19 protein-coding genes, 1 tRNA gene and 1 pseudogene are annotated in these 26,664 nt (G+C 70.2%); 11 read left to right on the top strand and 10 right to left on the bottom strand.

The features are described 5' to 3' along the window. From AB0D53_RS07520 to AB0D53_RS07500, 5 genes are all read left to right on the top strand, one after another. A complete protein-coding gene (locus AB0D53_RS07520) occupies positions 1-1,938 on the top strand; it encodes a copper resistance protein CopC (RefSeq protein ID WP_362441485.1) in 1,938 nt (645 codons plus the stop codon). A 74-nt stretch (positions 1,939-2,012) separates the two neighbouring features. Further along, on the top strand, positions 2,013-3,257 hold the full coding sequence (efeB, locus tag AB0D53_RS07515) for an iron uptake transporter deferrochelatase/peroxidase subunit (RefSeq protein WP_362442000.1): 1,245 nt from the start codon (positions 2,013-2,015) through the stop codon (positions 3,255-3,257). 27 nt (positions 3,258-3,284) lie between these two features. Beyond that, complete coding sequence (gene pheA / locus AB0D53_RS07510) at positions 3,285-4,220, top strand: prephenate dehydratase (protein WP_362441482.1); 936 nt, start codon at positions 3,285-3,287, stop codon at positions 4,218-4,220. Positions 4,221-4,873: 653 nt separating this feature from the next. Further along, a complete protein-coding gene (gene serS / locus AB0D53_RS07505; RefSeq protein ID WP_362441479.1) occupies positions 4,874-6,163 on the top strand; it encodes a serine--tRNA ligase in 1,290 nt (429 codons plus the stop codon). Beyond that, complete coding sequence (locus AB0D53_RS07500) at positions 6,160-6,963, top strand: HAD family hydrolase (protein ID WP_362441476.1); 804 nt, start codon at positions 6,160-6,162, stop codon at positions 6,961-6,963. Before serS ends, AB0D53_RS07500 begins: the two co-directional genes overlap by 4 nt. A gap of 45 nt (positions 6,964-7,008) precedes the next feature. Here the strand turns inward: AB0D53_RS07500 and AB0D53_RS07495 are convergent. The 6 genes and pseudogenes from AB0D53_RS07495 to AB0D53_RS07470 form a co-directional block, all read right to left on the bottom strand. Next, positions 7,009-7,096, bottom strand: a tRNA-Ser gene (locus AB0D53_RS07495). Between the two features lie 287 nt (positions 7,097-7,383). Continuing rightward, the gene (locus AB0D53_RS07490; RefSeq protein ID WP_362441997.1) at positions 7,384-8,082 is read right to left on the bottom strand and encodes a hypothetical protein; all 699 of its coding nucleotides are present in this window, start codon (positions 8,080-8,082) and stop codon (positions 7,384-7,386) included. A gap of 324 nt (positions 8,083-8,406) precedes the next feature. After that, positions 8,407-9,126: an ABC transporter permease gene (locus tag AB0D53_RS07485; RefSeq protein WP_329820018.1), complete on the bottom strand. Its 720-nt coding sequence runs from the start codon at positions 9,124-9,126 to the stop codon at positions 8,407-8,409. Between the two features lie 30 nt (positions 9,127-9,156). After that, positions 9,157-10,068: an ABC transporter ATP-binding protein gene (locus AB0D53_RS07480; RefSeq protein ID WP_362441994.1), complete on the bottom strand. Its 912-nt coding sequence runs from the start codon at positions 10,066-10,068 to the stop codon at positions 9,157-9,159. Beyond that, positions 10,065-10,973, bottom strand: a complete 909-nt coding sequence (locus AB0D53_RS07475) for an ABC transporter permease (RefSeq protein WP_362441472.1) — start codon at positions 10,971-10,973, stop codon at positions 10,065-10,067. Before AB0D53_RS07475 ends, AB0D53_RS07480 begins: the two co-directional genes overlap by 4 nt. Beyond that, positions 10,966-11,971: pseudogene (locus AB0D53_RS07470) on the bottom strand (ABC transporter ATP-binding protein); the annotation flags it as partial. The pseudogene AB0D53_RS07470 and the gene AB0D53_RS07475, both read right to left, overlap by 8 nt. A gap of 288 nt (positions 11,972-12,259) precedes the next feature. Between AB0D53_RS07470 and AB0D53_RS07465 the strand changes: the two are divergent. From AB0D53_RS07465 to AB0D53_RS07440, 6 genes are all read left to right on the top strand, one after another. After that, entirely contained in the window at positions 12,260-13,111 is an 852-nt protein-coding gene (locus tag AB0D53_RS07465) for a M24 family metallopeptidase (RefSeq protein ID WP_362441469.1), read from the top strand. Between the two features lie 5 nt (positions 13,112-13,116). Beyond that, positions 13,117-14,889, top strand: coding sequence for an SDR family oxidoreductase (locus AB0D53_RS07460; RefSeq protein WP_362441991.1), 1,773 nt, complete (start codon positions 13,117-13,119; stop codon positions 14,887-14,889). Beyond that, on the top strand, positions 14,886-15,863 hold the full coding sequence (locus AB0D53_RS07455; protein WP_362441466.1) for a MerR family transcriptional regulator: 978 nt from the start codon (positions 14,886-14,888) through the stop codon (positions 15,861-15,863). The genes AB0D53_RS07460 and AB0D53_RS07455 overlap by 4 nt, the downstream gene beginning before the upstream one ends. Positions 15,864-16,011: 148 nt before the next feature. Then, the gene (locus AB0D53_RS07450; protein ID WP_362441462.1) at positions 16,012-16,554 is read left to right on the top strand and encodes an RNA 2'-phosphotransferase; all 543 of its coding nucleotides are present in this window, start codon (positions 16,012-16,014) and stop codon (positions 16,552-16,554) included. A gap of 122 nt (positions 16,555-16,676) precedes the next feature. Beyond that, positions 16,677-17,588 (top strand): LLM class flavin-dependent oxidoreductase, encoded by a 912-nt coding sequence (locus AB0D53_RS07445; protein WP_362441459.1) that lies wholly within the window; start codon positions 16,677-16,679, stop codon positions 17,586-17,588. 120 nt (positions 17,589-17,708) lie between these two features. Further along, positions 17,709-18,575 (top strand): Cof-type HAD-IIB family hydrolase, encoded by an 867-nt coding sequence (locus AB0D53_RS07440; RefSeq protein WP_362441456.1) that lies wholly within the window; start codon positions 17,709-17,711, stop codon positions 18,573-18,575. Positions 18,576-18,622: 47 nt separating this feature from the next. Here the strand turns inward: AB0D53_RS07440 and AB0D53_RS07435 are convergent, their stop codons facing one another. The 4 genes from AB0D53_RS07435 to AB0D53_RS07420 all read right to left on the bottom strand — a co-directional run bounded on the left by AB0D53_RS07435 (position 18,623) and on the right by AB0D53_RS07420 (position 26,635). Then, positions 18,623-20,326: a GAF domain-containing protein gene (locus tag AB0D53_RS07435; RefSeq protein WP_362441453.1), complete on the bottom strand. Its 1,704-nt coding sequence runs from the start codon at positions 20,324-20,326 to the stop codon at positions 18,623-18,625. A gap of 116 nt (positions 20,327-20,442) precedes the next feature. After that, positions 20,443-24,000, bottom strand: a complete 3,558-nt coding sequence (gene cydD, locus AB0D53_RS07430; protein ID WP_362441450.1) for a thiol reductant ABC exporter subunit CydD — start codon at positions 23,998-24,000, stop codon at positions 20,443-20,445. Between the two features lie 106 nt (positions 24,001-24,106). Next, positions 24,107-25,108 (bottom strand): cytochrome d ubiquinol oxidase subunit II, encoded by a 1,002-nt coding sequence (gene cydB / locus AB0D53_RS07425; protein ID WP_362441447.1) that lies wholly within the window; start codon positions 25,106-25,108, stop codon positions 24,107-24,109. An 18-nt stretch (positions 25,109-25,126) separates the two neighbouring features. After that, on the bottom strand, positions 25,127-26,635 hold the full coding sequence (locus tag AB0D53_RS07420; RefSeq protein WP_362441444.1) for a cytochrome ubiquinol oxidase subunit I: 1,509 nt from the start codon (positions 26,633-26,635) through the stop codon (positions 25,127-25,129). Positions 26,636-26,664: the final 29 nt, after the last annotated feature.

Here is a 26,664-nt window from a genome sequence, read left to right as displayed (position 1 = left end):
ATGACAGCCACCGCCCCGCACTTCGGACCGCCCCCGCCCGCTCCCACGACACGCCGTCCACCCGCCGCGGCCGCGCTCCTCGCCGCCCTCGTCGGCCTGGTGTTCGGCGTGCTGCTGGGAGGCGCGGGCCCCGCGTCCGCGCATGCCGCACTGACCGGGAGCGATCCGCAGGACGGGGCGGTGGTCGCCACCGCCCCCAAGGAGGTCACGCTCACCTTCTCCGAGCAGGTCGCTCTCGGCGACGACTCCATCCGGATCCTGGACCCCGCCGGCAAACGCGCCGACACCGGCGCCGCACCGCGTGATCTGCAGAGCGGTTCCACCGTGAAGTACGGCGTATCGCTGCACTCCGGACTGCCCGACGGGACGTACACCGTCGCCTGGCAGGCCGTCTCGGCGGACAGTCACCCCGTGTCCGGCGCCTTCACCTTCTCCGTCGGTGCACCCTCGAAGACCGCCGTGGCGCTCCCGGAGGACCAGGCCGGCGGCGGCCTCGTCGGCACGCTGTACGACATCGCGCGCTACGCCGCGTACGCCGGTTTCATCCTGCTGGCCGGCGGCTCCGCCTTCGTACTGGCCTGCTGGCAGCGCGGTGCGGGAGCCCGTCCGCTCCAGCGCCTGGTGGCACGCGGCTGGATGACCCTCACCGTCGCCACCCTGGCCATGCTGCTCCTGCGCAACCCGTACACCGGATCCGGGAAGCTCGCGGACGCCTTCGATCTCGACGGGCTGAAGGCCGTGCTCGACACCAAGCCCGGCGCCGCACTGGTCTCCCGGCTGCTGCTGCTCGGCGCCTCCGCGCTCTTCGTCGCCGTGCTCTTCGGGGCCTACGCCAAGCGCGAGGACGAGCGCGAGAAGAGGGACCTCACCTTCGGACTGGCCATCGGCGGCACGGTGATCGCGGCCGGGATCGCCGGGACATGGGCGCTCGCCGAGCACGCCTCGACCGGGATCCAGCCCGGCATCGCCATGCCGGTCGACGTGCTCCACCTGCTGGCCGTCGCCGCCTGGCTCGGTGGTCTCACGGCCCTGCTGGTCGCCCTCTACCGGACCCCCGACATCGATGCGACGGCGGTGCGGCGCTTCTCCGGCATCGCGTTCGGCAGCGTGATCGTGCTCGCCGCGACCGGCGTCTACCAGTCCTGGCGCCAGGTCGGCACCTGGTCCGCGCTCACCGGCACCGGATACGGGCAGCTGCTGCTCGTGAAGGTGGGGCTGGTCGCCGTCCTGATCGTGATCGCCTGGTTCTCACGGCGCTGGACGGCTCGCCTGGTCACGGGCGGGGGCAGCGCGGCGACGGAGCCCGGGGACGAGGACGGAAAGCGGTCTTCCGCCAAGGCGCCCGAGAAGGCCGGGGACGACCCCGCGCGGGCGGCCCAACTCGCCCGGCAGCGGGCCGCCGTGGCCACCGCCGAGAAGAAGCGGATCCGCGACGCCGACCCCGACCGGTCCGGGCTGCGCCGGTCGGTGCTGGCCGAAGTGGGCGTCGCCGTGGCGCTGCTGGCGGTGACGACCGTACTGACCTCGACCGAGCCGGCGCGCACCGAGGAGGAAGCGGCCCGCGCGTCCACTGCGGTGGCCGCCCCCGCGAACGAAGGCCCGGTCAGCCTGAAGCTGCCCTTCGACACGGGCGGCGAGAAGGGGAAGGGAACGGTGCGGATGGAGATCACGCCCGCCCGTCCCGGCGCCAATGAACTCCACCTCTGGGTCGACGGTGCCGACGGAAAGGCCATGGACGTCCCCGAGGTGAAGGTCGCCTTCACCCTGGAGTCCAAGGACATCGGCCCGCTGCCCGTACTCCCCGCACGGCTGGCCGAGGGCCACTGGACCGCCGACGGCGTCCAGATCCCGATGGCGGGCAACTGGAAGGTCGCCGTGACCGTACGTACGTCGGACATCGATCAGACGACCATCGACAAGAACGTGAAGATCGGTTGAGCAGGATCGTGAGCGCAGACAACAGCAGCAAAGCATCCCGCGGCGGGGACGACGGTGTCCGCGGCAGCGCGGGCATCTCCCGGCGCCGGCTGATCGGCAGCGCGGGCGCGGCAGGTGCGACCGGGCTGGTGCTGGGCGCGGCGGGCGGCGCCACCGGCTACGCCGCGACCAGGCCCGTCGAGCCCACCGCACTGACCGCGGTCGGCTCCACCCGGGTGATGTTTCACGGGAAACATCAACCGGGGATCACCACTCCGCTTCAGGCACGCGGCCATCTCGTCGCCTTCGACCTGGTGCCCGGCGCCGGGCGCAAGGAGGCCATCGCCCTGATGCGCCGGTGGTCGGCCGCGGCCGGGCAGCTGATGGCCGGCGAGCCCGCCGGGAGCGGCGCGGCGGACGGACCGGACCACGACACCGGGATCGCGCTGGACGCCGGACCGTCCTCGCTGACCGTCACCTTCGGCTTCGGCCGGACCTTCTTCGAACGCACGGGCCTGACCGACCGCCGCCCGCCGGGGCTCGACCCGCTGCCGCCCTTCTCCTCCGACCACCTCGACGCCGAGCGCTCCAACGGTGACCTCTGGGTCCAGATCGGCGCGGACGACGCCCTCGTCGCCTTCCACGCACTGCGTGCCGTGCAGAAGGAGGCCGCCCCGGCGGCCAGGGTCCGCTGGCAGATGAACGGCTTCAACCGCGCCCCCGGCGCCACGGCCCAGCCGATGACCGCCCGCAATCTGATGGGCCAGGTCGACGGCACCAACAACCCGAAGCCGGCCGAGAGCGACTTCGAGCGACGCGTCTTCGTCCCGGGCGGAACCGAGGCGGCGTACGACTGGCTCGCGGGCGGCTCGTACGCGGTCGTGCGCCGGATCAGGATGCTGCTCGACGACTGGGAGAAGCTCCCGGTGGCACGGCAGGAGCAGGTCATAGGACGCCGGAAGAAGGACGGCGCACCGCTGAGCGGCGGCACCGAGACCACCGCGATGGACCTCGACCGGGCGGGCTCCGACGGCAAGCTCCTGATCCCGGATAACGCCCACGCCCGGATCTCGTCCCCCGAGAAGAACAGCGGTGCGGCCATGCTGCGGCGCCCCTTCTCGTACCACGACGGCATCTCGGCGGACGGCACCCCGGACGCCGGTCTGCTGTTCATCTGCTGGCAGGCGGATCCGCTGCGCGGGTTCGTTCCGGTGCAGCGGAAGCTGGACCGGGGCGACGCCCTGTCGCCGTTCATCCGGCACGAGGCGAGCGGCCTGTTCGCGGTACCGGGCGGCGCGTCGGACGGCGAGTACGTGGGGCAGCGGCTGCTGGAGTCCTGAGCCACCGGGGCGCATTAGGGTGACGGTATGTCCGCCACGCGCTACGCATATCTCGGCCCCGAAGGCACCTTCACCGAGGTCGCCCTCCGTACGCTCCCGGAAGCCGCCACCCGCGAACTCGTCCCGATGGTCTCCGTACCGGCGGCCCTGGACGCGGTACGCAGCGGGGCCGCCGCGGCGGCCCTCGTACCGATCGAGAACTCCGTCGAGGGCGGCATCACCGCGACGCTCGACGAGCTGACCACCGGCGAACCGCTGATGATCTACCGCGAGGTGCTGCTCTCCATCACCTTCGCGCTGCTGGTGCGGCCCGGCACGAAGCTGTCCGACATCAAGTCGGTCACCGCCCACCCGGCCGCGCAGCCGCAGGTGCGCAACTGGATGGCCGCCCATCTCCCGGACGCCGTGTGGGAGTCGGCGGCCTCCAACGCGGACGGGGCCCGGCTGGTCCAGGAAGGCCGGTACGACGCCGCCTTCGCAGGTGAGTTCGCGGCCGCCACCTACGGCCTCGAACCGCTGGTGACCGAGATCCATGACGCGGTGAACGCGCAGACCCGCTTCGTCCTGGTGGGCCGCCCGGCCCGGCCCGCGGCGCCGACGGGCGCGGACAAGACCTCGGTGGTGATCTGGCTGGGCGAGGACCACCCCGGTGCACTGCTCGAACTGCTCCAGGAGTTCGCCGTGCGCGGGGTGAACCTGATGCTGATCCAGTCGCGGCCGACGGGGGCCGGCATCGGGAACTACTGCTTCGCGGTGGACGCCGAGGGGCACATCGCGGACCGCCGGGTCGGCGAGGCGTTGATGGGGCTGAAGCGGATCTGCCCGAAGGTGCGGTTCCTGGGTTCCTACCCGCGGGCAGGGGTGGCGTTGCAGGACGTACGGCCGCTGCGCGCGGGCACGTCGGACACGGAGTTCACGGAGGCCTCCGACTGGCTGGCCAGGAACCTGGACGGCCGGGGCTGACGGACGGAGCCGGGGAGACCGGGCCCGCCGGAGGCTGACGAAGTCGGTCAGGAGCCGGGCCCGCCGGGAGTTTCCGGCCTCAGCGCACCCTCGCCGCTGGTCCTATCTCCCGATTTTCGGTATCCACAGAGTTATCCACAGGGATGGTTCTCGACCTGGGGACAAGTCGACACCCTCATGCGACATGGTCGACATATTGCTCCAGTCGGCCCAGATGCATCCACAGGCCGACAGGCCACCCGGGCCGGCCCGTCTCACTCCAATTCCATTGATCAACTCTTTAGGACGGTAAATTCCCACCCGAACGAGCGTCTGAAGCGGGTTTGAACCGGAAATCCGCGAGCCATCGGACGACTTCCGGAATGACCTCTTCCGGCATCCACAGGCCTTCCTCACAGCCTGTGGATAACTTTCGGAAGTCCGGGAGCCTGTGGACAAGTAACGGCCAACTGCCGCCCGAGGCACGGGGGATGCGTCAAGACGAGTGAAGCCATCTGCCCCATTTAGGCGAGTAGGCTCTTTTTATTGACGATCGAGATCCACCCCGGCCGCACAATCTCCCCCAGCATTACCAATTCAGGCAATTAGGGCAAAGTGACACGCTCGGCAATATCGGTTCGAGCGGAGTAAGTGCACACCGGTAGCCTGGAGGGGTGATTGACCTTCGCCTGCTCCGTGAGGACCCCGACCGTGTTCGCGCCTCCCAGCGCGCCCGTGGAGAGGACGTCGAGCTCGTCGACGCCCTTCTCTCCGCCGACGAGCGGCGCAGGTCGTCCGGTGTCCGCTTCGACGAACTCCGCTCCGAGCAGAAAGCGCTCGGCAAACTCATCCCCAAGGCCTCGCCCGACGAGCGCGCGGAGCTGCTCAAGCGGGCCGAGCAGCTGAAGGCCGACGTCAAGGCCGCCGACGCCGCGCAGGACGAGGCCGACGCCGAGGCCAAGAGCCTGATGCTCCGGATCGGCAACATCGTCCACGAGGACGTGCCGGTCGGCGGCGAGGAGGACTTCGTCGTCCTGGAGACGCACGGCACGATCCGTGACTTCGGGGCCGAGGGCTTCGAGCCCAAGGACCACCTGGAGCTCGGCGAAAAGCTCGGCGCCATCGACATGGAGCGCGGCGCCAAGGTCTCCGGCTCGCGCTTCTACTACCTGACGGGCGTCGGCGCGCTGCTGGAGCTGGCCCTGGTCAACGCGGCGATCGCCCAGGCCACCGAGGCCGGTTTCATCCCGATGCTGACGCCGGCGCTGGTCCGCCCGCGCGCGATGGAGGGCACCGGATTCCTCGGCCAGGCCGCGGAGAACGTGTACCACCTGGAGAAGGACGACTACTACCTGGTCGGCACCTCCGAGGTCCCGCTCGCCGCGTACCACATGGACGAGATCATCGACGCCGAGAAGCTGCCGCTGCGCTACGCGGGCTTCTCGCCCTGCTACCGCCGCGAGGCCGGTACGTACGGCAAGGACACCCGGGGCATCTTCCGGGTGCACCAGTTCGACAAGGTCGAGATGTTCTCGTACGTCGACCCGGCGGACGCCGAGGCGGAGCACCGCAGGCTCCTCGACTGGGAGAAGCAGTGGCTCACCGCTCTTGAGCTGCCGTTCCAGGTGATCGATGTCGCCACCGGCGACCTGGGCGCATCGGCCTCCCGGAAGTTCGACTGCGAGGCGTGGATCCCGACGCAGGGCAAGTACCGCGAGCTGACGTCCGCGTCGAACTGCAACAGCTTCCAGGCCCGCCGCCTGTCCGTCCGGATGCGTGACACCCGCGACGGCAAGAAGGTCCTCCAGCCGCTGTCGACGCTGAACGGCACGCTCTGCGCCGTACCGCGCACGATCGTGGCGATTCTGGAGAACCACCAGCTGGCCGACGGTTCGGTGCGGGTGCCCGAGGTGCTCCGGCCTTATCTGGGCGGGCGCGAGGTTCTGGAGCCGGTCGCCAAGTGACCTTTCCGTACAGGCTCGTCGCGACCGATCTCGACGGCACGCTGCTGCGTGGCGACGAGACGGTCTCCGAGCGCACCCGTGAGGCACTGGCCGGGGTCACCGCGGCCGGTGCCGCGCACATCATCGTCACCGGCCGGTCGGTCCCCTGGACCCGCCACATCCTGGACGACCTCGGCTACGAGGGGCTCGCCGTGTGCGGCCAGGGAGCGCAGGTCTACCACGCGGGCGAGCGCAAGCTGCTGACCTCGCTGACGCTGGACCGGCAGCTGGCCGGTCTCGCGCTGTCCAAGGTCGAGGCCGAGGTGGGTCCGCTGGCCGTGGCGGCGAGCCGCGACGGGCTCGACGGCGAGGTGATGGTCGGCCCCGGCTACCGGGTACAGGAAGGTCCGCTTCCGTACGTCTTCGTGGAGGACCCGGCCGAGCTGTGGTCCGCGCCCCTGAACAAGGTCTACCTCCAGCATCCCGACCTGGACGACGACGCACTGGCGAAGGCCGCACGCGCTGCCGTCGGCAATCTCGTGGACGTGGTCATGGCCGGTCCGGGAGTGGTGGAGATCCTGCCGCTGGGGCTGAGCAAGGCGACCGGGCTCTCGCTGGCCGCTCGCCGGCTGGGCATGAAGGCCGCGGACACCCTGGCCTTCGGCGACATGCCGAACGACATTCCGATGTTCGCCTGGGCGCGGCGGGGCGTGGCGATGGCCAACGCGCACGAGGACCTGAAGGCCGTGGCCCAGGAGATCACCGCGTCCAACGAGGACGACGGCATCGCTGTCGTGCTGGAGCGGCTGCTCCAGTCGTAGGAGTGCGGACACGGGGTCGCGTGCCGGTGCGCGGCCCTGGTGCTGCGGAGGATGCGCGGATCGAACGCGCGCGGGGTCAACGGCCCCGACGACGGCTTAGCAAGCCGCTGCCTTACCACTCGGCCAATCCTCCGGGTGGGCGGCCGCGCGATGCGCTGGGAAGCCGCCCCGGGCGTTCTGCTCCGAGCGGCACGGTGGAGTCGTCGGTGACTACTCCGGCGCCTGCTCGGGTCCGCCCTGCGGGGAACTCGACGGACTCGGACTCCTGGTCATCGTCGCGCTCCTCTCCCGGTCGGTGGCGTGCCTGTCGGCATGTGCTGTTCCTGTCGGCGTGCGCCGCACCGACCACTGTGCCGGGGGCGGCCCTTCGGCGCCACCCGTTTTCCGGGCGGTGCCGAAGGGCCGCGAACTCCTGCGGGATCAGCGCTGCCTGGTGTTGCGGCGGCTCAGATCCTTCAGTGTGCGGGCGAGTTCATCCATCCTGCCGTCGATACGGACGATGTCCTCGGACATGTGGCCCAGCCGCACGCTCATGGCTCCGACGACCTGATGCGTGACGTCCAGCCTCCGGTCGAGGCTGTCGAGCCGGTGCGACATCCGGTTGAGGACGGGGCCGAGCTCCTGGAGCGCGGCACCCACTCCGGCCAGGCAGCTCTCCACCCGGGTGACGCGGTGTTCGAGCGAGGCGTAGCCCGCGCGCAGGTCCTGCTCGGCGTCGAGCAGATAGGTACGGACGCATCGGGCGATGTCGCTGTCGCGAAGGAGCATCGCGATGTCGAGGACGGTCCTGCGGGTGTAGACCCTGAGCTGCGTCGCCGCCTGTGGATAACTTTCCGGCACCTCCCCTGCCCATAGCGACATCATGTCGCTATGGAAGGAGCGCAGGTCAACGCCGCGAAGAACGCGCATTCCGTTCTCCATCAGCTCGTCCTGATGGCGGTCGGTGAGCCTTCTGACGGCGACTGTGGATACTTCGAAGTACCGGGCCACATCCTCTGTGCGAAGGTGAATCCCGTCCGGGAGCATGACAAGGCTCTTGACCTTGTCGAGGACATCGACGCGCCCCATCTGCTCCAGGCGCAGCGCGCGCGATTCGAGCAGGGCGACTTCTGTGGGCATGGGCATGCCTTCCGATCGTGAACCGACGACGGGCAGCCCTGTCCCGGGCTGGAGGGGCGGAGGACGCTCACGGTTGCCACTCACTCAATGACCGACCCGGCGGGTACTCCCTCGCCGGCATCGGCAATCCCTGTTTCACGAAAGCCACGACGCCACAGATCCCAGTTGCCTCCACGCACCTTGCTCAACGAACCGATAACCGTACAGTTACGCGTACGACTGTCCGAAATGCGTCAACCCCCGTCCGAAGGACGAGGGTTGACGGGTACCGGAGCGGTCAGGAACGAACCGCTCGGGGGAAGCGGCCGGGAGGCGGGCCTCCGGTCACTCGTCGCCGGCCAGCTTCAGCGTGCGCAGCTTCTGGCCCGCGTACCAGGTCGCCACCACCGTGACCGCCGCCAGCAGGACCGTCGCGGTCGGCAGCCCGACGTCGGAGGTGATCGCGCCCGACCCGCCGACCTTCTCGGCGACCGCGAGGGACCACTGCTGGACGCTGAGCGTGCGCGCCCCGGGCACCAGGGTGCCGAACAGGGCCTCCCACACCAGCGCGTAGACGAGGCCGAAGACGACCGCGTGCCGGCTGACGGTGCCCAGCAGCAGGAACAGCGCGCTGTACGCGATCGAGGCGACCAGTGCCGCGATGGTGTAGGCCACCGCGATCTGCTGGCCGTTGCCGTTGAGGATCAGGCCCGCGATCAACGTGGGCAGCGCGGAGAAGACCATCGTCACGGCGATGGCGACGATCAGCTTGGTGAAGATGATCGTCGGCCGCTTCACCGGCTTGGCCAGCAGATAGACGATCGAGCCGTCGTCGATCTCGGGACCGATCGCCCCGGTTCCGGCGATCACTCCGATCAGCGGCACCATCGTGGCGATGGCGAAGCCGCCCAGCACGTCCGAGGCCACCTGGTCGTCGGACCCGGTGAGCACCCGTACCGCGAAGGCGATGACCACCAGCAGTGCGGGCAGGGCGAACAGGATGGCGGCCCGGCGCCGGCCGAGCAGGGCCCGGTAGGTGAGCCGGGCGACTGTGGGGTCGTACATGACGCTTCACAGCTCCTTTCAGGCCACTACTCAGGCCGCTACGAGATAGGAAAAGACCGATTCGAGGGACTCGTCGGACGGCGAAACGGTCAGAAGACGAATTCCGTGTTCCCGTGCGACCTTCGGCAGCAGCTCGGTGAAGCGTCCGAAGTCGACCGCCTGGATCCGCAGGGCCTGTTCGCCCAGGTCCACCTCGATGCCGGCCGTCGACGGGTCGGCGATCAGCGCGGCGGCGAGGGCGCGGTCGTCGCTGGAACGTACGAGATAGCGGTGCGGGCGGTCCGTCATCAGCCGGCGGATCCTGCGGAAGTCGCCGGACGCCGCGTGCCGTCCCGCCACGATCACCTCGATGTGGGAGGCGAGCTGCTCGACCTCTTCGAGGATGTGGGAGGAGAAGAGCACCGTACGGCCCTGCTCCCCCATCTGCCGCAGCAGTTCCATCAGCTGCATCCGCTGGCGCGGGTCCATGCCGTTGAACGGCTCGTCGAGCAGCAGCACCGACGGTTCGTGGACCAGCGCGGACGCCATCTTCACGCGCTGGCGCATGCCCTTGCTGTACGTCGAGATCTTGCGGTCCTGCGCGTACTCCATCTCGACCGTGGCCAGCGCCTTCCGCGCCTCCGCCTCGCCGAGTCCCTGGAGTTCGGCGTTGGCGACGACGAACTCGTAGCCGGTCAGGAAGTCGTACATCGCCTCCCGCTCCGGCACGATCCCGATCTCCCTGTACACGGCTTCGTTGCGCCAGATCGCCCGGCCGTCCAGCGTGACCGCGCCCGTCGACGGGGCGAGGAAGCCGGCCATCATGTTGATCAGCGTGGACTTTCCCGCACCGTTGGGGCCGAGCAGACCGGTGACACCCGGGCCCACCGTCATGCTCACGTCGTTGACGGCGACCACATTGCCGAACCAGCGCGAGGTGTGGTCGATCTCGATGGTGGTCACAGCCCGACCCTCCGGTAGCGGCGCATCAGTACGGCGTACGAGCCGGCGACGAGCGCGAGAACAACGATCAGATAGACCAGTCCGGCCCCGGCTCCCGGGCCTTCCCCTCCGGGGAAGGCCGAACTGGCCCCGAGGAACGCGGTCTGCACTCCGTCGATCAGCGTGATGGGGGAGAAGAGCCCCAGCCACTCGATGGCCCCGGAGGAGCCCGTCTGCCAGGCGATGGCCTGGACCGTGGAGACCGCGCCGTAGGTGATGGTCAGTACGGCGATCACCGCGGCGACGCCGAAGCCGCGGCGCGGTGTCAGCGCGGCCATCACCAGACCGAGTGCGGCGAAGAGCACCGAGAGCAGTGCCACCGATACCAGCCCCTGTCCGAATCCCTTGGTCTGGTCGGCGAAGTCGAACTTCCCGAGCAGCGCGCCCACATAGAGGATGAGGAGCGGTGTGCCGGTGAGAATGAAGAGCGCAGACGCCATGGCGGCCAGCTTGGCCAGGACGTAGTCGACCCGTTCGATCGGCCGCGAGAAGTACAGCGGCACACTCTTGAACCGCAGGTCCCTGGAGACCGACTGCGGTGCCTGTGCGGCGAGGAAGAGGCCGATCAGGGCCTGGAGATAGATCGCGAACGAGGTGTACTTGATCGGCAGGGCCGTCGTTCCGGGAGCGGCGATGGCGACGGCGACGATGATCGCCGCGACCATGCACATCACGCCGGAGAGCAGCATCGGCAGCACCTTGGACTTGGCGGAACGGCCGAGTCCGAACGCACCTCGCAGGGACTGCGAGTAGAGCGAGCGCCGCGCGTAGCCGCGGCCCAGCCGCGGGCCGTCGTAGGAGCGGTACCCGATGTTGTGGATGCGGGAGGTCTCGCTCCCGGCCACGGTCCCGGTCTCGGTACTCATCACGACCGCTCCCCTTCTGCTGTACTGCGTTCTGCGGACGCGGACGCGGGCACGGACGCGGGCGCGTTGTGCGCCACGGCTGCGGACGCAGGCACCCCGTCGGTACGGAAGACCTCGGCGATGTGGTGGCGCCGCTGTTCCATCCGTACGAGGCCCAGTCCGAGCCCCGCGACACTGTCGCGCACGATGTCGTACGTCTCCTCGCCGGTCGCCTCGACCAGCAGGATGTGGCCCGCGCCGGGCAGCCCCTGTGCGTCGAGCCCGTCCTGGCCGATGAACGTCACGCCGGCCCGGGTGAGGACCTGGCGCAGCGCGTCGGTGCCGTCCGGGTGGGTGTCGGTGTCGGTGACCTCGACCGCCAGGGTCGCGGTGGTCTGGGTGAAGTCGCTGGTGGAGCTGGAGCGCAGGAGTGTGCCGCCGTCGATGACGACGACATGGTCGCAGGTGCGCTCCAGCTCGCCCAGGAGGTGCGAGGTGACCAGGACCGAGATGCCGAAGTCGGTGTGGACGCGGCGGATCAGTCCGAGCATCTCGTCGCGGCCGACCGGGTCGAGGCCGTTGGTCGGCTCGTCGAGCAGGACCAGTTGCGGGTCGTGGACCAGCGCCTGCGCCAGCTTCACGCGCTGCTTCATGCCGGTCGAATATCCGCCGATGGGGCGGTAGCGCTCCTCGTAGAGGCCCACGTGCCGGAGCGTGTCGGCGGTGCGTTCGCGCGCCGCCGTCGGAGGCAGTCCGGACATCCGCGCCATGTGGACGACGAACTCGGTGGCCGAGACGTCCGGCGGCAGGCAGTCGTGCTCGGGCATGTAGCCGACCCGTTCCCGGATGGCGGCACCACTGGTGGCGACGTCGAGCCCGAGCACGGCGGCCCGGCCTTCGGTGGCGGGGGACAGACCCAGCAGGATCTTGATCAATGTGGACTTGCCGGCTCCGTTGGAACCCACCAGGCCGGTCACACCGGGGCCGATGTCCAAGGAGAGCCGGTCAAGTGCGGTCACCCGGGGGAACCGCTTGCTCAGGCTTTCGGTCGCGATCACAGTCACAGTCCGAAGGTAGTGGCGCGGGCCACATCAGTCGTCAGCCCTGGCGGCTGGATCGGCCTCCGACTCCAGATGTACGGACCCGTAGGGGGCCACCACGGGGTATGACATCCGCGACCGGCAAGGGGTCCGGCCGGGTTGTCCACAGGTCTCCGCACACCTCTTGACGTAGCCGTCGGACATTGTCACATTCATCAGTGTCACGTTACGGGCACGTACCGCACACGGCAGGGAACGGACGGTGGCATGGCTTCGGCGGTGAAGGACGAAAGGGCCCCGGATCTGCGGGGGTTCAGAGAAGTGCAGAGCCTCGCCTACGCCTGCGCGGAGGCGGTCGCGGGCCGGCTCCGGCCAGGGGTGACCGAGCGCGAGGCGGCCCGTATGCAGCGCGACTGGCTGCGTGAGCGCGGGGTGCGGGACTGGTTCCACCTCCCCTTCGCCTGGTTCGGGGACCGCACGGCATTCGCCGGCTTCAGGATTCCCCTGCAGTTCTTCCCGACCAACCGGAAGCTGGAGCCGGGGATGCCCTTCGTCCTCGACATGGCTCCGGTGTACAAGGGCTTCACGGCCGACATCGGCTACTCCGGCTGCCTGGGGCTCAACCCCCTGCACGACAAGCTGCTGGCCGACCTGGAGGCCCACCGCGAGCTGATACTGCGCGAGGTGCGCGAGCGGCGTTCCCTGCGCGAGATATACGAGGACGTCGACCGCCTGATGATCAGGCAGGGCTACGCCAACAGGCATCGCGCCTATCCCTTCGGTGTCATCGCCCACAAGGTCGACCGCGTTGCCGAACGCCGTTGGTCCCCCCACGTGTTCGGCTTCGGCACCCAGTCCCTCAAGGGGCTGATGAGCGACGCGCTGCACGGGCACCGGGACGGCTGGTCGCCGCTGTGGAGTCCGTACCGCTTCTCCGACCATCCGCCGCAGCCCGGCCTGTGGGCGGTCGAGCCGCATCTCGGATTCCGGGGAACGGGGGCCAAGTTCGAGGAGATCCTGGTGGTCACCGACTCCAAGGACCCCGAAGAGAGCGCCTTCTGGCTGGACGACGATCTGCCGCATGTGCGGCGCTGGGCCGAGGAAAGGGTGGCGGCATGAGTCTGCTGGATCTGCCGGGGGCGCGCGAGCGCCGGGTGCGTACGGGCGGAATCGAGCTGTGCGTCGCCGAGTTGGGCGAGGAGGGACGGCCGACGGTCGTCCTGGTGCACGGCTATCCGGACAGCAAGGAAGTCTGGACGGAGGTGGCGAGCCGACTGGCCGACCAGTGGCACGTCGTGCTGTACGACGTGCGCGGTCACGGCCGGTCCACGGCCCCGAAGCCGTTGCGCGGCGGCTTCACCCTGGAGAAGCTCACCGATGACTTCCTGGCCGTCGTCGACGCGGTGAGCCCGGACCGGCCGGTGCATCTCGTGGGGCACGACTGGGGTTCGGTGCAGTCCTGGGAGTTCGTCACGGTCAAGCGGACCGAGGGGCGGATCGCCTCGTTCACCTCGATGTCCGGCCCCTCGCTGGATCACTTCGGGCACTGGATCAAGCAGCGGATGACCCGGCCCACCCCGCGCCGGGTCGGCCAGCTGCTCGGCCAGGGCGCCAAGTCCTGGTACGTCTACATGCTGCATACGCCGGTCCTGCCCGAGCTCGCCTGGCGCGGCCCGCTGGGCAAGCGGTGGCCGCGGATGCTCCAGCGACTGGAGAAGGTACCGGCGGGCGACTACCCGACATCCTCGCTGCCCGACGACGCGGCGCACGGCGCCTGGCTCTACCGCGACAACGTCCGCGCCCGGCTGAGCCGGCCGCGGACCGACGCCTACGCGCATGTGCCGGTCCAGCTGATCACGCCGACCGGTGACATCTTCCTCTCGGAGAAGCTGTACGACCAGCTGGAGCTGTGGGCACCGCAGCTGGTACGCCGGTCACTGGACGGCAAGCACTGGGTGCCGCGCACCAGGCCGGACCAGCTCGCCGCCTGGATCGGCGAGTTCGTCGCCGCGAACGAGGCCGCGAGGGAGAACGGCGGCCCGGTGCAGGACACCGCCCCGACCGGGGCGTACGCGGACAGGTTCGGCGGGCGGCTGGTCCTGGTGACAGGCGCGGCAGGAGGCATCGGCCGGGCCACCGCCTTCGCGTTCGCCGAGGCGGGTGCCCGGGTGGTGGCCGTGGACCGGGACGCGGAGGGAGCGGCCAGGACGGCCGAGATGGCCCGGCTGATCGGCTCCCCGGCCGCCTGGGGCGAAGCGGTCGACGTCAGCGACGAACAGGCGATGGAGAAGCTCGCCGAGAAGGTCGCCGCCGAGTACGGAATCGTCGACGTCCTGGTCAACAACGCCGGGATCGGCCTGTCCGGCTCCTTCCTGGACACCACGAGCGAGGACTGGAAGAACGTCCTCGACGTCAATCTGTGGGGGGTCATCCACGGCTGCCGGATCTTCGGCAGGCAGATGGCCGAGCGCGGCCAGGGCGGCCATATCGTCAACACGGCTTCCGCCGCGGCCTATCAGCCGTCCCGGGCGCTGCCCGCGTACAGCACCTCCAAGGCGGCCGTGCTGATGCTCAGCGAATGTCTGCGGGCCGAGCTCGCCGAGCGGTCGATCGGGGTCAGCGCCATCTGCCCTGGCATCGTCAACACGAACATCACCGCGACGACGCGCTTCGCCGGTGCCGACGCCGCGGAGGAGAAGCGCCTGCGGAAGCGGACCAGCCGGCTGTACGGCCTGCGCAATTACCCCCCGGAGCGGGTCGCCGACGCGATCCTCAAGGCGGTGGTGCGCAACCAGGCCGTGGTGCCGGTGACCCCGGAGGCCCGCGGTGCCCGGCTGCTGTCCCGGTTCAGCCCCGGTGCGCTGCGCGGGATCGCCCGGCTGAAGCCGCCGCTGTGAGCGGCCCCGGGCGGTCGTCGGCGGCGGACCGGCAGGCCGCCGCCGAGTACCGGATCGAGGACCTGGCGCACGCGAGCGGGGCCACGGTCCGCACGATCCGCGCCTACCAGGACCGCGGCCTGCTGCCGACACCGGAGCGGCGCGGCCGGGCCAATGTGTACCGGGACACCCATCTCGCCCGGCTCCGGCAGATCGCCGATCTGCTGGACCGCGGTTACACCCTGGCCAGCATCAAGGAGCTCCTGGACGCCTGGGACACCGGCCGTGGGCTGGGCGGGGTGCTCGGGCTGGTCGCCGAGGTGCACGGCCCCTGGACGGACGAACAGGCCGACCGGATCACCCGGGACGAGCTGGATCTGAAGTTCGGCGGTACCTCGGACGACGAGGCGGTCGCCGAGGCGGTGGAGCTCGGTGTGCTCGAACCGGTCCCGGGCAGGGACGGGGAGTTCCTGGTACCGAGCCCCCAGGAGCTGGCCGTGGCGGTCGAGTTGCATGCGGCGGGTGTACCGCTGGGCGCAATCTCCGCTCATCTGCGGGAACTTCGCGGCCAGGTCGAGCAGATAGCCTCGCGCTTCCTGGAGTTCACCACCGAACACGTCTTCGCGCGCTATCTGGGCCATCGGCCGCCGACCGAATCGGACGCGGCCGAGGCAGCCGCCATGGTGCGCAGGCTGCGTCCGCTCGCCCAGCAGACCGTGGATGCCGAACTGGCCCGCGCGATGCGGACGTTCGCCACTCTCCACCTGCATCACCACCTCGGCGCCGACACCCCGTTCAGTGCGGATTCCCCGACACCCGCGTCCCAGAGGGTAGAACTCCCGCCGGAGACGATCCGGGCCGTTCAACAGCTGGTTGGCTCGGAGAACGTCTCGGCGTTCGTCGCGGCGGCGGCGGAACGTGAGGTACAGGCAAGGGCATTGGACTCACTCGTGTCATCTAGTATAAAACTGGGGCAAGTTGATCAAATCGGTTGATTTTGCGCTGACTTGTCCACAGAAACGCCAATTAGCTTGTGGATAAGTCAAACTGACTGTGGATCAAACCTGTGGACGAAAATTACTTCGACACATCGTGAGCAAAACCCGGATGCACCGGGGAGGTCCTCGCGGGCACCCTGGCCAGATGGATGAAAGACGCACCGTCAAGGTGTCCAAGTACCTCTCGAAACACCTGCGCCATCAGCCGGAACGGATCGGCATCACGCTCGATGCCAACGGCTGGGTGCCGATCGACACGCTGCTGCGCGCCACGGCCCGTAACAACTTCCCCCTCACCCGGGCCGAGCTCGACCATGTCGTCGCCGTCAACGACAAGCAGCGCTTCGCCGTCGAGAACGACCGGATCCGCGCGAGCCAGGGCCATACGGTCCCGGTGGACCTCGCCCTGCCGCCGTCCGAACCGCCCGCGTACCTCTACCACGGCACGGTGGGACACGCGCTGGACTCGATCCGGGGCGAGGGCCTGCGGCCCATGAACCGCACGCACGTCCACCTCTCGCCCGACCGCGAAACGGCGACCAGGGTCGGCGCCCGGCGCGGCCGCCCCGTCGTCCTGTCCGTGGACGCGGGCGCGATGCACCGCGCGGGCCACATCTTCTACGTCAGCGCCAACGGCGTCTGGCTCACCGCCGCCGTGCCACCCGAGTTCCTGCGTTTCCGCGACTGACCGGCGACCCCTGCCCGGAACCCTGCCCGGGCCCCGTGCCGCGCCCTGTCGCGCGCCCGTGCCCTGCTCCACCGGAAAATCGCACACACGCACGGACCGACCCAGGTGCTTTCCGGCCCCGTATGGTCGTATCCATGCGTCTGAGCACTGTGATTCTGCCGATCCACCGCTGGAGCGAGGGCCAGAAGCTCTGGCAGCGCGCCGAGGAACTGGGGTTCCACGCCGCGTACACCTACGACCACCTCGCCTGGCGGACCTTCCGCGACGGCCCCTGGTTCGGCGCCCTGCCGACCCTCGCCGCCGCCGCCACGGCGACCGAGCGCCTCCGCCTGGGCACCCTCGTCACCTCCCCCAACTTCCGGCACCCCGTCACGCTCGCCAAGGAACTCATCACGCTCGACGACGTCTCCGGCGGGCGCCTCACCCTCGGTATCGGCGCCGGCGGCAACGGTTTCGACGCCACGACCCTGCGCCGCCGCGACGAGGAGCCGTGGACGCCGCGCGAGCGGGCCGACCACTTCGACGAGTTCGTACCGCTGCTCGACCGGCTGCTCCGTGAGCCCTCGGTGACGTACGAGGGCACGTTCTACTCGGCGCACGAGGCCCGGAACATCCCCGGCTGCGTGCAGCGGCCCCGGCTGCCGTTCGCGGTGGCGGCGACCGGCCCGCGCGGGATGAAGCTCGCCGCCCGGTACGGCCAGGCCTGGGTCACCACGGGCGACCCGAAGCTGTACGAGACGGGGACCCCTGCGCAGTCCGTGGAGGCCATCCGGGGCCAGCTCGCCAAGCTGGACAATGCCTGCGAGTCCATCGGCCGGGATGCCACCGAGCTGGACAAGATCCTTCTCACCGGCTTCACCCCGGACCGCCCGCTGCAGTCCTTCGACGCCTTCGTCGACTTCGCCGGCACCCACTTCGCGCTCGGCTTCACCGAGATCGTCATCCACCTGCCGATCCCCGACTCCGACTTCGCGGCGGACGAGAAGGTCTTCGAGCGCATCGCCACCGAGGGTCTGGCCCAGCTCGGACGCTGACCAACCCGCCCCGGGAACCGCTGGCATATGCACCAGGCATGTTCGCCTGGTCAGGGGCGTGCATCCTCAGATGTGCGCCCCTCCGCACGCCCGTGCACCCTCGTGCGCGAGAATGGGCGGGTGACCTCAGCTATCGACTCGCCTTCGCCTGCCGCAATCCGGCTGATCGCCACCGACCTGGACGGCACCCTGCTCCGTGACGACAAGACGGTCTCCGACCGTACGGTCGCCGCGCTGGCCGCTGCTGAGGAGGCCGGTATCGAGGTCTTCTTCGTCACCGGACGCCCGGCACGCTGGATGGATGTCGTCAGCGACCATGTGCACGGCCACGGCCTGGCGATCTGCGCCAACGGCGCGGCGGTCGCTGACCTGCATGCCGGCGGCGAGCTGGTCGAGGTCCGGCCGCTGGAGCGCCCCATCGCCCTCGATGTGGTCCACTCGCTGCGCGCCGCCGCCCCCGGCACCACCTTCGCCGTCGAGCTGGCCACCGGCATCCACTACGAACCGGATTACCCGCCGTTCCACCTGGACCCGTGCGCCTCGGTCGCCGCAGCCGAGAAGCTGCTGCACGAGGAGGCGCCCGGCACCGGCGTCCCGGTGCTCAAGGTCCTCGCCCACCACGCCGAACTGACCCCGGACGACTTCCTCGAACTGGCCCGTACGACGGTCGCGGACCGGGCCTCCATCACCCGGTCCAGCCCCACGGCCCTGCTGGAGATCAGCGGTCCCGGGGTCTCCAAGGCCAGCACGCTGGAGCTCTGCTGCGCCGAGCGCGGCATCTCGCCCGCCGAGGTCGTCGCCTTCGGGGACATGCCCAACGACGTGGAGATGCTGAGCTGGGCGGGCACCTCGTACGCGATGGGCAACGCCCACCCGGCCGCGCTCGCCGCCGCCACCGGCCGGACCGGCACCAACGGCGAGGACGGCGTCGCGGTCGTCATCGAGCGGATCATCGCCGCGCGCCTGGCGTCCGGCGCCGGGCGCTGAGCCACTCCGGAGAAGGACAGCCGCCCGGCCCGTCTCCCCGGCCACCCTCAGAGGGGCGCCTCCCACACCACCGTCGTACCGCCTCCGTCCTCCCCGATCCCGGGGCCGAACCAGCTCGCGCCGCCGAGCGACTCCGCCCGGCGCGCCAGGTTCCGCAGCCCGCTGCGCCGGCCGCCCTCCGGGATGCCCACCCCGTCGTCGGCGACCGACAGCCGCACCGCGTCCCGCCCGTCGGGCAGGGTGACGGTCGCGTCGACGACCACGTCGATCAGCGACGCCTCGGCGTGCCGGAAGGCATTGGACAGCGCCTCCCGCAGCGCCGCGATCAGGTTCTTGCCGGTCAGCTCGCCGACCAGTGAGTCGACCGGGCCGAGGAAGCGGTGCGAGGGCTTGAAGCCCAGCGGGACCGCCGCCATGTTGATCTCGCGCAGGACGCGGGTGCGGAGCCCCGACGGCGCCTCGGCGGGTTCCTGCTGCAACGCGAAGATGGCGGTCCGGATCTCCTGGATGGTCACGTCCAGTTCGTCGACCGCCCGGCCCACCCCGGTCTGCACCTCGGGCACCACCGACCGGCGCTGGGCGCTTTCCAGCATCATCCCGGTGGCGAACAGCCGCTGGATGACCAAGTCGTGCAGATCGCGGGCGATCCGGTCCCGGTCCTCGTAGACCGCGAGCCGCTCCCGGTCCCGCTGTGCCTCGGCCATCATCAGCGCGAGGGCGGCCTGCGCGGCGAACTGGGTGGCGAGGGTCCGCTCCGCCTCCGTGAACGGTCTGCCGCCCCGGCCGCGGGGGGTGGCGAGCGCGCCGAGCACCCGCCCGCCGCTGTGCAGGGGCAGCAGCATGCTCGGTCCGTACCGATGGGCCAGACCGGTGACCATGCGGGGGTCGTTGGCCGAATCGTCCACGAAGACCGCATCGCCGCCCAGCAGCTTCGCCGCCACCGAGCTGTCGGGCCCGATGATCACCCCGAGCAAGGAGGAGGGGTCGTCCGCGGAGACGGCGACGATCTCCAGCCCGCCGTCCTCGGCGGGCAGCAGCACGATCCCGGCGGCGGCGTCGGCGAGCCGCCGGGCCTGTTCGGCGACGACGGAGAGCGCGTCGTCGGCGTCCCCGCCGGAGAGCAGGGCGGTCGTCACGGCCACCGATCCGTCGATCCACCGCTCTCGCTGGCGCGCCGCCTCGTACAGCCGGGCGTTGCCGATGGCGATCCCGGCCTCCGTGGCGAGCACCCGCACCATGTGCAGGTCGTAGTCGTTGAACTCGCCGCCCGCCTTCTCGGCGAGGTAGAGGTTTCCGAAGATCTCTCCTTGTACGCGGATCGGGACGCCGAGAAAGGTCCGCATCGGGGGGTGGCCGGGCGGGAAGCCGGCGAACCTCGGATCGGCCGTCAGATCGGCGAGCCGCACCGGGACCGGGTCATGGATCAGCGCGCCCAGCAGCCCCCGGTGCCCGTCGGGGCGGTGGCCGATCTCCTCCGCCACCTCGTCCGGCACCCCGTACGTGACGAAGTCGGAGAGCCCCTCGCCCTCCTCGTCGACGACGCCGATGGCGGCGTAGCGGGAGTGGGTGAGCTCGGCGGCCGTCTCACAGATCCGGTCGAGGGTGGAGTGCAGTTCCAGGCCCGCGCCGACGGAGCGCATGGCCTCCAGCAGCTGCGGGATGCGAGCGGTGATCTCGGTGGACAGGCCCTGCAGGCTGCGGGTCGCCTGGGTGGCGGCTTCGAGTGAGTCCTTCGGGTCCTGCTCCGGCATACCCCGAGAGTAGTTAGTCCGGATTAGGGAGGAAAGTCGGCTGCTGTGCCGCCCGTCACGACCTCGACGACAGCCGCGCCACCCGGCTCACCCCGACGACAGCCGCGCCACCCGGCTCACCCCCACGCGCCCACGGCTTCCTCCGGCACCCGCGCGATCTCCCGCGCACCCATCGCTCCGCCGGGCAGCCGCCCGGTCTCCCGCTCGCGCTCCAGCATCCGTCGCAAGGGGCCTTCCACGGCGGCGAGATCGGCGTACGGGCCGCGCTGCACGATCCGGCCGGCGTCCAGCACCAGCACCTCGTCGACGGCTTCGAGCCCTTCCAGACGGTGGGTGATCAGCACGGTCGTGCGCCCCTCGGTGGCGGCCAGCAGATCCGCCGTCAGGGCGTCCGCGGTCGCCAGGTCGAGATGCTCGGCGGGCTCGTCCAGGACGAGTACGGGAAAGTCGGCGAGGATCGCCCTGGCCAGGGCGAGGCGTTGGCGCTGTCCGCCGGAGAGGCGTGCGCCGTGCTCGCCGACGAGGGTGTCGAGCCCGTCGGGCAGTGCCTCGGCCCAGTCGAGCAGCCGGGCCCGGCCGAGAGCGGCGCGCAGTTCCTCGTCCGTCGCGCCGGTACGGGCCAGCCGCAGGTTCTCCCGGATGGAACTGTCGAAGACATGGGCGTCCTGGGCGCACAGCCCGACGTACCGCCGGACCGTGTCCCCTTCCAGCGCACCGGCCTCGACCCCGCCGATCCGGTACGTCCCCGCCCGCGCGTCCAGGAAGCGGACCAGGATCTGCGCGAGGGTCGTCTTCCCGGAGCCGGAGGGTCCGACGACGGCGATGCGCCGACCGGCCGTCAGCGTCAGGTCGACGGTGTCGAGAGCGTCCCGTTCCGCTCCCGGGTAGCGGGCCGACAGCCCCCGTACCTCCAGCGGGAAGGGCGATGCGGGTGCCTCGGCCGGGCTTCCGGGTTCGCTCACCGGCAGTGGCGCGTCCAGCACCTCGAACACCCGCTCCGCGCTCCGCTCGACCCGCCTGCGGTACTGCGCGGCGAGCGGCAGCCCTGTCACGGCCTCGAACGCGGCCAGCGGGGTCAGCACGACCACCGCGAGTTCCACGCCCGCGAGCCGCCCGTCGTGCACGGCGGGCAGGGCGACGAGTGCGGTGGCGACGACGGTGAGGCCGGCGATCAGGGTGATCAGGCCGGCGCCGAGTCCCGTGGCGGTGGCCGCGCGGGCGGCGATGCGGGTCAGCACACCGTCGGCCTCGCGGGTCCGTTCCGCGCGGGCGGGCAGGGCACCCGCGACGGTCAGTTCGGCGGTCCCGCCGAGCAGGTCGGTGATCCGGGTGGCCAGTTCGGCGCGGGCGGGGGCGAGCCGGCGTTCCGTGTGGCGGGAGCACGCGCTGCTGACCAGCGGCACTGCGACCCCGGCCAGCAGCAGACCGGCGGCGAGCACGACGCCTGCGGCCGGCAGCAGCCAGCCGATGAAACCGGCGGCCGCCGTTCCGACGACCACGGCGGTCCCGGCAGGCAGCATCCAGCGCAGCCAGTAGTCCTGCAGGGCGTCCACGTCGGCGACGAGCCGGGAGAGCAGGTCGCCGCGCCGGGTCCGGCGCAGTCCGGCGGGCGCGACGCGCTCCAGCCCCCGGTAGACCGCGACGCGCAGCTCGGCGAGCATCTTGAGCACCGCGTCGTGCGACACCAGGCGCTCGGCGTAGCGGAAGACGGCCCGCCCGAGTCCGAAGGCGCGGGTCGCGGTCACGGCGACCATCAGATAGAGCACCGGGGGCTGTTCGGAGGCGCGGGAGATCAGCCAGCCGGAGACGGCCATCAGCCCGACGGCCGAGCCCACGGCGAGGCTGCCCAGCAGCAGCGCCAGTGCCAGCCGGCCGCGCTGTGCGCCCGCGGCCTCCCGGACCCGTGCCAGGACCCGGCCGGAGCGGGCCGCGGTGTCCCGCAGCGCCTCGGGCTCTGGTGCCTCCTCGTTCCGGCCGGATCGGGCGCCCGCCGGGCGCGGCGCGGTCGAGGCCGCCCCGGTCCTCGCCGACGGCGGCGTCGTGGACGGTTCGAGGGTCACCACCCGGTCGGCCACCGAGAGCAGCGCCGGGCGGTGCACGACCAGCAGCACGGTCCGTCCCGCCGCCAGCCGCCGTACGGCCTCGACGATCCCCGCTTCCGTCTCGCCGTCCAGGCTCGCCGTCGGCTCGTCGAGCAGCAGCAGCGGGCGGTCGGCGAGGAAGGCCCGCGCGAGCGCCAGCCGCTGCCGCTGTCCGGCGGAGAGGCCGGCGCCGTCCTCTCCGATCAGCGTGTTCTCCCCGTCCGGGAGTTCGGCCACGAAGTCCTGCGCCCCGGCGTCCCGCAGCGCGGCCGTCACCGCGCCGTCGTCGGCGTCCGGCCGGGCCAGTCGCACGTTCTCCGCGATGGTGCCCGCGAAGAGATACGGGCGCTGCGGCACCCAGGCGATCCGCTCCCGCCACTTCTCGGGCGCGAGCGTCGCCAGATCGACGCCGCCGATCCGTATCCGGCCCTCGTCGGGTGCGGTGAAGCCGAGCACCACATCGAGCAGGGTGGACTTCCCGACGCCGCTGGGGCCGACCAGGGCCACGGTCTCCCCCTCGTCCACCACCAGCGAGGCCCCGTCCAGCGAGGGTTCGGTCCGGCCCTGGTGCCGTACGGTCACCCCTTCCAGCTCCAGCCGCAGCACACCGGGTACGTCCGCCGTGCCGGCCTGCCGGGGCTCGGTCTCCAGGACCGCGAAGATCTCCTCCGCGGCCGAGAGTCCCTCGGCGGCCGCGTGGTACTGCGCTCCGACCTGACGGATCGGCAGATAGGCCTCGGGCGCCAGGATCAGCACCACCAGGCCGGTATAGAGGTCGAGTTCGCCGTGGACCAGCCGCATGCCGATGGTGACGGCGACGAGGGCCACCGACAGCGTCGCCAGCAGTTCCAGGGCGAAGGACGACAGGAACGCGATCCGCAGGGTCCGCAGCGTGGCGCGGCGGTACTGCGAGGTGATCGTACGGATGGACTCGGCCTGCGCCTTGGCGCGGCCGAAGACCTTCAGCGTCGGCAGTCCGGCGACCACGTCGAGGAAGTGCCCGGAGAGCCGGGACAGCAGCCGCCACTGGCGGTCCATCCGGGACTGGGTGGCCCAGCCGATCAGGATCATGAAGAGCGGGATGAGCGGCAGCGTGACGACGATGATCGCCGCCGAGACCCAGTCCTCGGTGACGATCCTGGCGAGGACCGCCACCGGGACGACCACTGCGAGTCCGAGCTGCGGCAGATAGCGCGCGAAGTAGTCGTCGAGCGCGTCGACGCCACGGGTCGCGAGCGCCACCAGGGAGCCGGTGCGCTGTCCGCTCAGCCAGCCGGGGCCGAGCGCCGCGGCCCGCGCCAGCAGTCGGCCGCGGAGTTCGGACTTGACCGCCGCGCTGGCCCGGTACGCGGCCAGCTCGGTCAGCCAGGAGACCAGCGCCCGGCCGAGCGCGACCGCGGCGAGCAGGATCAGCGGGGTCCGCAGCCCGGAGACCGTCAGCCCGTCCTCGAAGCCGCCCACCACCACTTCGGCGATGAGCATGGCCTGGGCGATGACCAGCGCGGCGCCGACGACTCCGAGCGCCACCACGGCTGCCAGGAAGAGGCGGGTGGCGCGGGCGTAACGGAGCAGACGCGGGTCGATCGGTTTCACGTGAAACAGCCCCTAGCGAGCTCGGTCGTCGGATCGGGGTCCGCCCGGCGGATCAGGGTCGGCGTCGCGCACCGTCCGTGATCCGCCGGTCAGGTCCCGGCTGCGTTCAGTGCGCTTCGGCGATGTGCTGCGTACCGATGCGCTTGCGGAACACCCAGTACGTCCAGCCCTGGTACAGCAGGACGACGGGGGTGGCGATCCCCGCACACCAGGTCATGATCTTCAGTGTGTACGGGGTGGACGAGGCGTTGGTGACCGTGAGGCTCCAGGCGTCGTTCAGCGAGGACGGCATGACGTTCGGGAAGAGCGTCAGGAAGAGCATGGCGACCACGGCCGCGACGGTCACCCCGGAGAACGCGAACGACCAGCCCTCGCGTCCCGCCGCGATCGTGGCCACCGCGGCCACCAGTGCCACCACGGCGATGATCATCGCCAGCAGGCTCCAGCCGTCCCCGTTGTCGAGCTGGGTCCAGATCAGGAAGCCGAGCGCGAGCACCGCGGTGACGATCCCCAGCTTCAGCGCCAGTCTCCCGGCCCGCTCCCGGATGTCCCCGACCGTCTTGAGCCCCGCGAACACGGCACCGTGGAAGGTGAAGAGGGCGAGCGTGACCAGTCCGCCGAGGATGGCGTACGGGTTGAGCAGGTCCCAGAAGGTGCCCACGTACTCCATGTCGGCGTCGATCTTCACGCCGCGCACGATGTTCCCGAAGGCCACGCCCCAGAGCACGGCCGGGATCAGCGAGGTCCAGAAGATGGCGTGTTCCCAGTTGGTCTGCCACTTCTCACCGGAGCGCTTGGCCCGGTACTCGAAGGCGACCCCGCGCACGATCAGACAGACCAGGATGAGCAGCAGCGGCAGGTAGAAGCCGGAGAACAGGGTGGCGTACCACTCGGGGAAGGCGGCGAAGGTCGCGCCGCCCGCGGTGAGCAGCCACACCTCGTTGCCGTCCCAGACGGGCCCGATCGTGTTGATCAGGACCCGCCGTTCCTTGCGGTCGCGGGCCAGGAGTTTGGTGAGGACGCCGATCCCGAAGTCGAATCCTTCCAGGAAGAAGTAGCCGGTCCAGAGGACGGCGATGAGTACGAACCAGACGTTGTGGAGTTCCATCTCTCAGCTCCTCTGCTCTCAGTAGGAGAAGGCCATCGGCCGGTCGGCGTCGTCATGGTCGCCGCCGATCTTGGTGGGCGGGTTGAGGTCGGCCTCGGTGAGCTCCGGCGGACCTGCCTTGATGTACTTCACGAGCAGCTTGACCTCGATGACCGCGAGCACGGCGTAGAGCAGGGTGAAGCCGATCATCGAGGTCAGCACCTCGCCCTGCGAGACACTGGGGGAGACCGCGTCGCGGGTCTGGAGCACTCCGTAGACGACCCAGGGCTGGCGGCCCATCTCGGTGAAGATCCAGCCCCAGGAGTTGGCGATCAGCGGGAAGAGCAGCGTCCAGAGCGCGAGGATCCAGTAGCACTTGGCGAACTTCGGGCTGAGTGCCTTGTTCTTGAAGAGGACCAGGTTCGGCACTTCGTCCTCACCGGTGCGCAGTCCCGGCGGCAGCATGAACTTCTTCCGGGTCAGCCACAGCCCGAGGATGCCGAGGGCGAAGGAGGCCATCCCGAAGCCGATCATCCAGCGGAAGCTCCAGAACGCGACCGGGATGTTGGGCCGGTAGTCGCCGGGGCCGAACTTCTCCTGCTCGGCCTTGTTGATGTCGTTGATGCCGGGGACGTACGAGGTGAAGCTGTCGTCCGCGAGGAAGGACAGTATCCCCGGGATGGAGATCTCCACGGTGTTGTGGCCCTTGGCCACGTCGCCGACGGCGAAGACCGAGAACGGCGCACCCTCCTGGCCCTCCCAGAGGGCTTCGGCGGCGGCCATCTTCATCGGCTGCTGCTTGAACATGACCTTGCCCAGCTGGTCGCCGCTGATGGCGGTGAGCAGTCCGGCGATGACCACGGTGACCAGGCCGAGCCGCAGCGAGGTCCGCATCACCGGAATGTGCTTCTTGCGCGCCAGATGGAAGGCGGCGATGCCGACCATGAACGCGCCACCGACCAGGAAGGCCGCGGTGATGGTGTGGAAGAACTGGGCGAGCGCGGTGTTCTGGGTGAGCACGTGCCAGAAGTCGGTGAGCTCGGCGCGGCCGCGTTCCTTGTTGATCCGGTAGCCGACCGGGTGCTGCATCCAGGAGTTGGCCGCCAGGATGAAGTAGGCGGACAGGATGGTCCCGATCGAGACCATCCAGATGCAGGCGAGGTGGATCTTCTTCGGCAGCTTGTCCCAGCCGAAGATCCACAGCCCGATGAAGGTGGACTCGAAGAAGAACGCGATCAGTGCCTCGAACGCGAGCGGAGCACCGAAGATGTCACCGACGAACCGAGAGTAGTCGGACCAGTTCATGCCGAACTGGAACTCCTGGACGATGCCGGTGACGACGCCCATGGCGATGTTGATCAGGAAGAGCTTGCCCCAGAACTTCGTCGCTCTGAGGTACTTCTCGTTGTTCGTGCGGACCCAGGCGGTCTGCAGGCCGGCGGTGAGCGCGGCGAGAGAGATCGTCAGGGGGACGAACAGGAAGTGATAGACGGTAGTGATACCGAACTGCCATCGCGCCAGGGTTTCCGGCGCCAGAGCCAGCTCCACGTCGTCTTCTCCTTACGTCGCCGTAATCA

The sequence above is a fragment of the Streptomyces sp. NPDC048295 genome, from assembly GCF_040652135.1.
GTDB lineage: Bacteria > Actinomycetota > Actinomycetes > Streptomycetales > Streptomycetaceae > Streptomyces.
The sequence above is the reverse complement of the archived record's forward strand: the minus strand, read 5'-3'. Positions and strand labels throughout refer to the sequence as shown.

Excerpts from the sequence above, each read along its gene's own strand:
- AB0D53_RS07490 (WP_362441997.1), bottom strand. The coding sequence starts at position 8,082 with ATGCCCACAGAAGTCGCCCTGCTCGAATCGCGCGCGCTGCGCCTGGAG.
- AB0D53_RS07465 (WP_362441469.1), top strand. The coding sequence starts at position 12,260 with ATGGCTTCGGCGGTGAAGGACGAAAGGGCCCCGGATCTGCGGGGGTTC.
- pheA (WP_362441482.1), top strand. The coding sequence starts at position 3,285 with ATGTCCGCCACGCGCTACGCATATCTCGGCCCCGAAGGCACCTTCACC.
- AB0D53_RS07445 (WP_362441459.1), top strand. The coding sequence starts at position 16,677 with ATGGTCGTATCCATGCGTCTGAGCACTGTGATTCTGCCGATCCACCGC.
- AB0D53_RS07485 (WP_329820018.1), bottom strand. The coding sequence starts at position 9,126 with ATGTACGACCCCACAGTCGCCCGGCTCACCTACCGGGCCCTGCTCGGC.
- AB0D53_RS07475 (WP_362441472.1), bottom strand. The coding sequence starts at position 10,973 with ATGAGTACCGAGACCGGGACCGTGGCCGGGAGCGAGACCTCCCGCATC.
- AB0D53_RS07520 (WP_362441485.1), top strand. The coding sequence starts at position 1 with ATGACAGCCACCGCCCCGCACTTCGGACCGCCCCCGCCCGCTCCCACG.
- AB0D53_RS07435 (WP_362441453.1), bottom strand. The coding sequence starts at position 20,326 with ATGCCGGAGCAGGACCCGAAGGACTCACTCGAAGCCGCCACCCAGGCG.
- cydB (WP_362441447.1), bottom strand. The coding sequence starts at position 25,108 with ATGGAACTCCACAACGTCTGGTTCGTACTCATCGCCGTCCTCTGGACC.
- AB0D53_RS07450 (WP_362441462.1), top strand. The coding sequence starts at position 16,012 with ATGGATGAAAGACGCACCGTCAAGGTGTCCAAGTACCTCTCGAAACAC.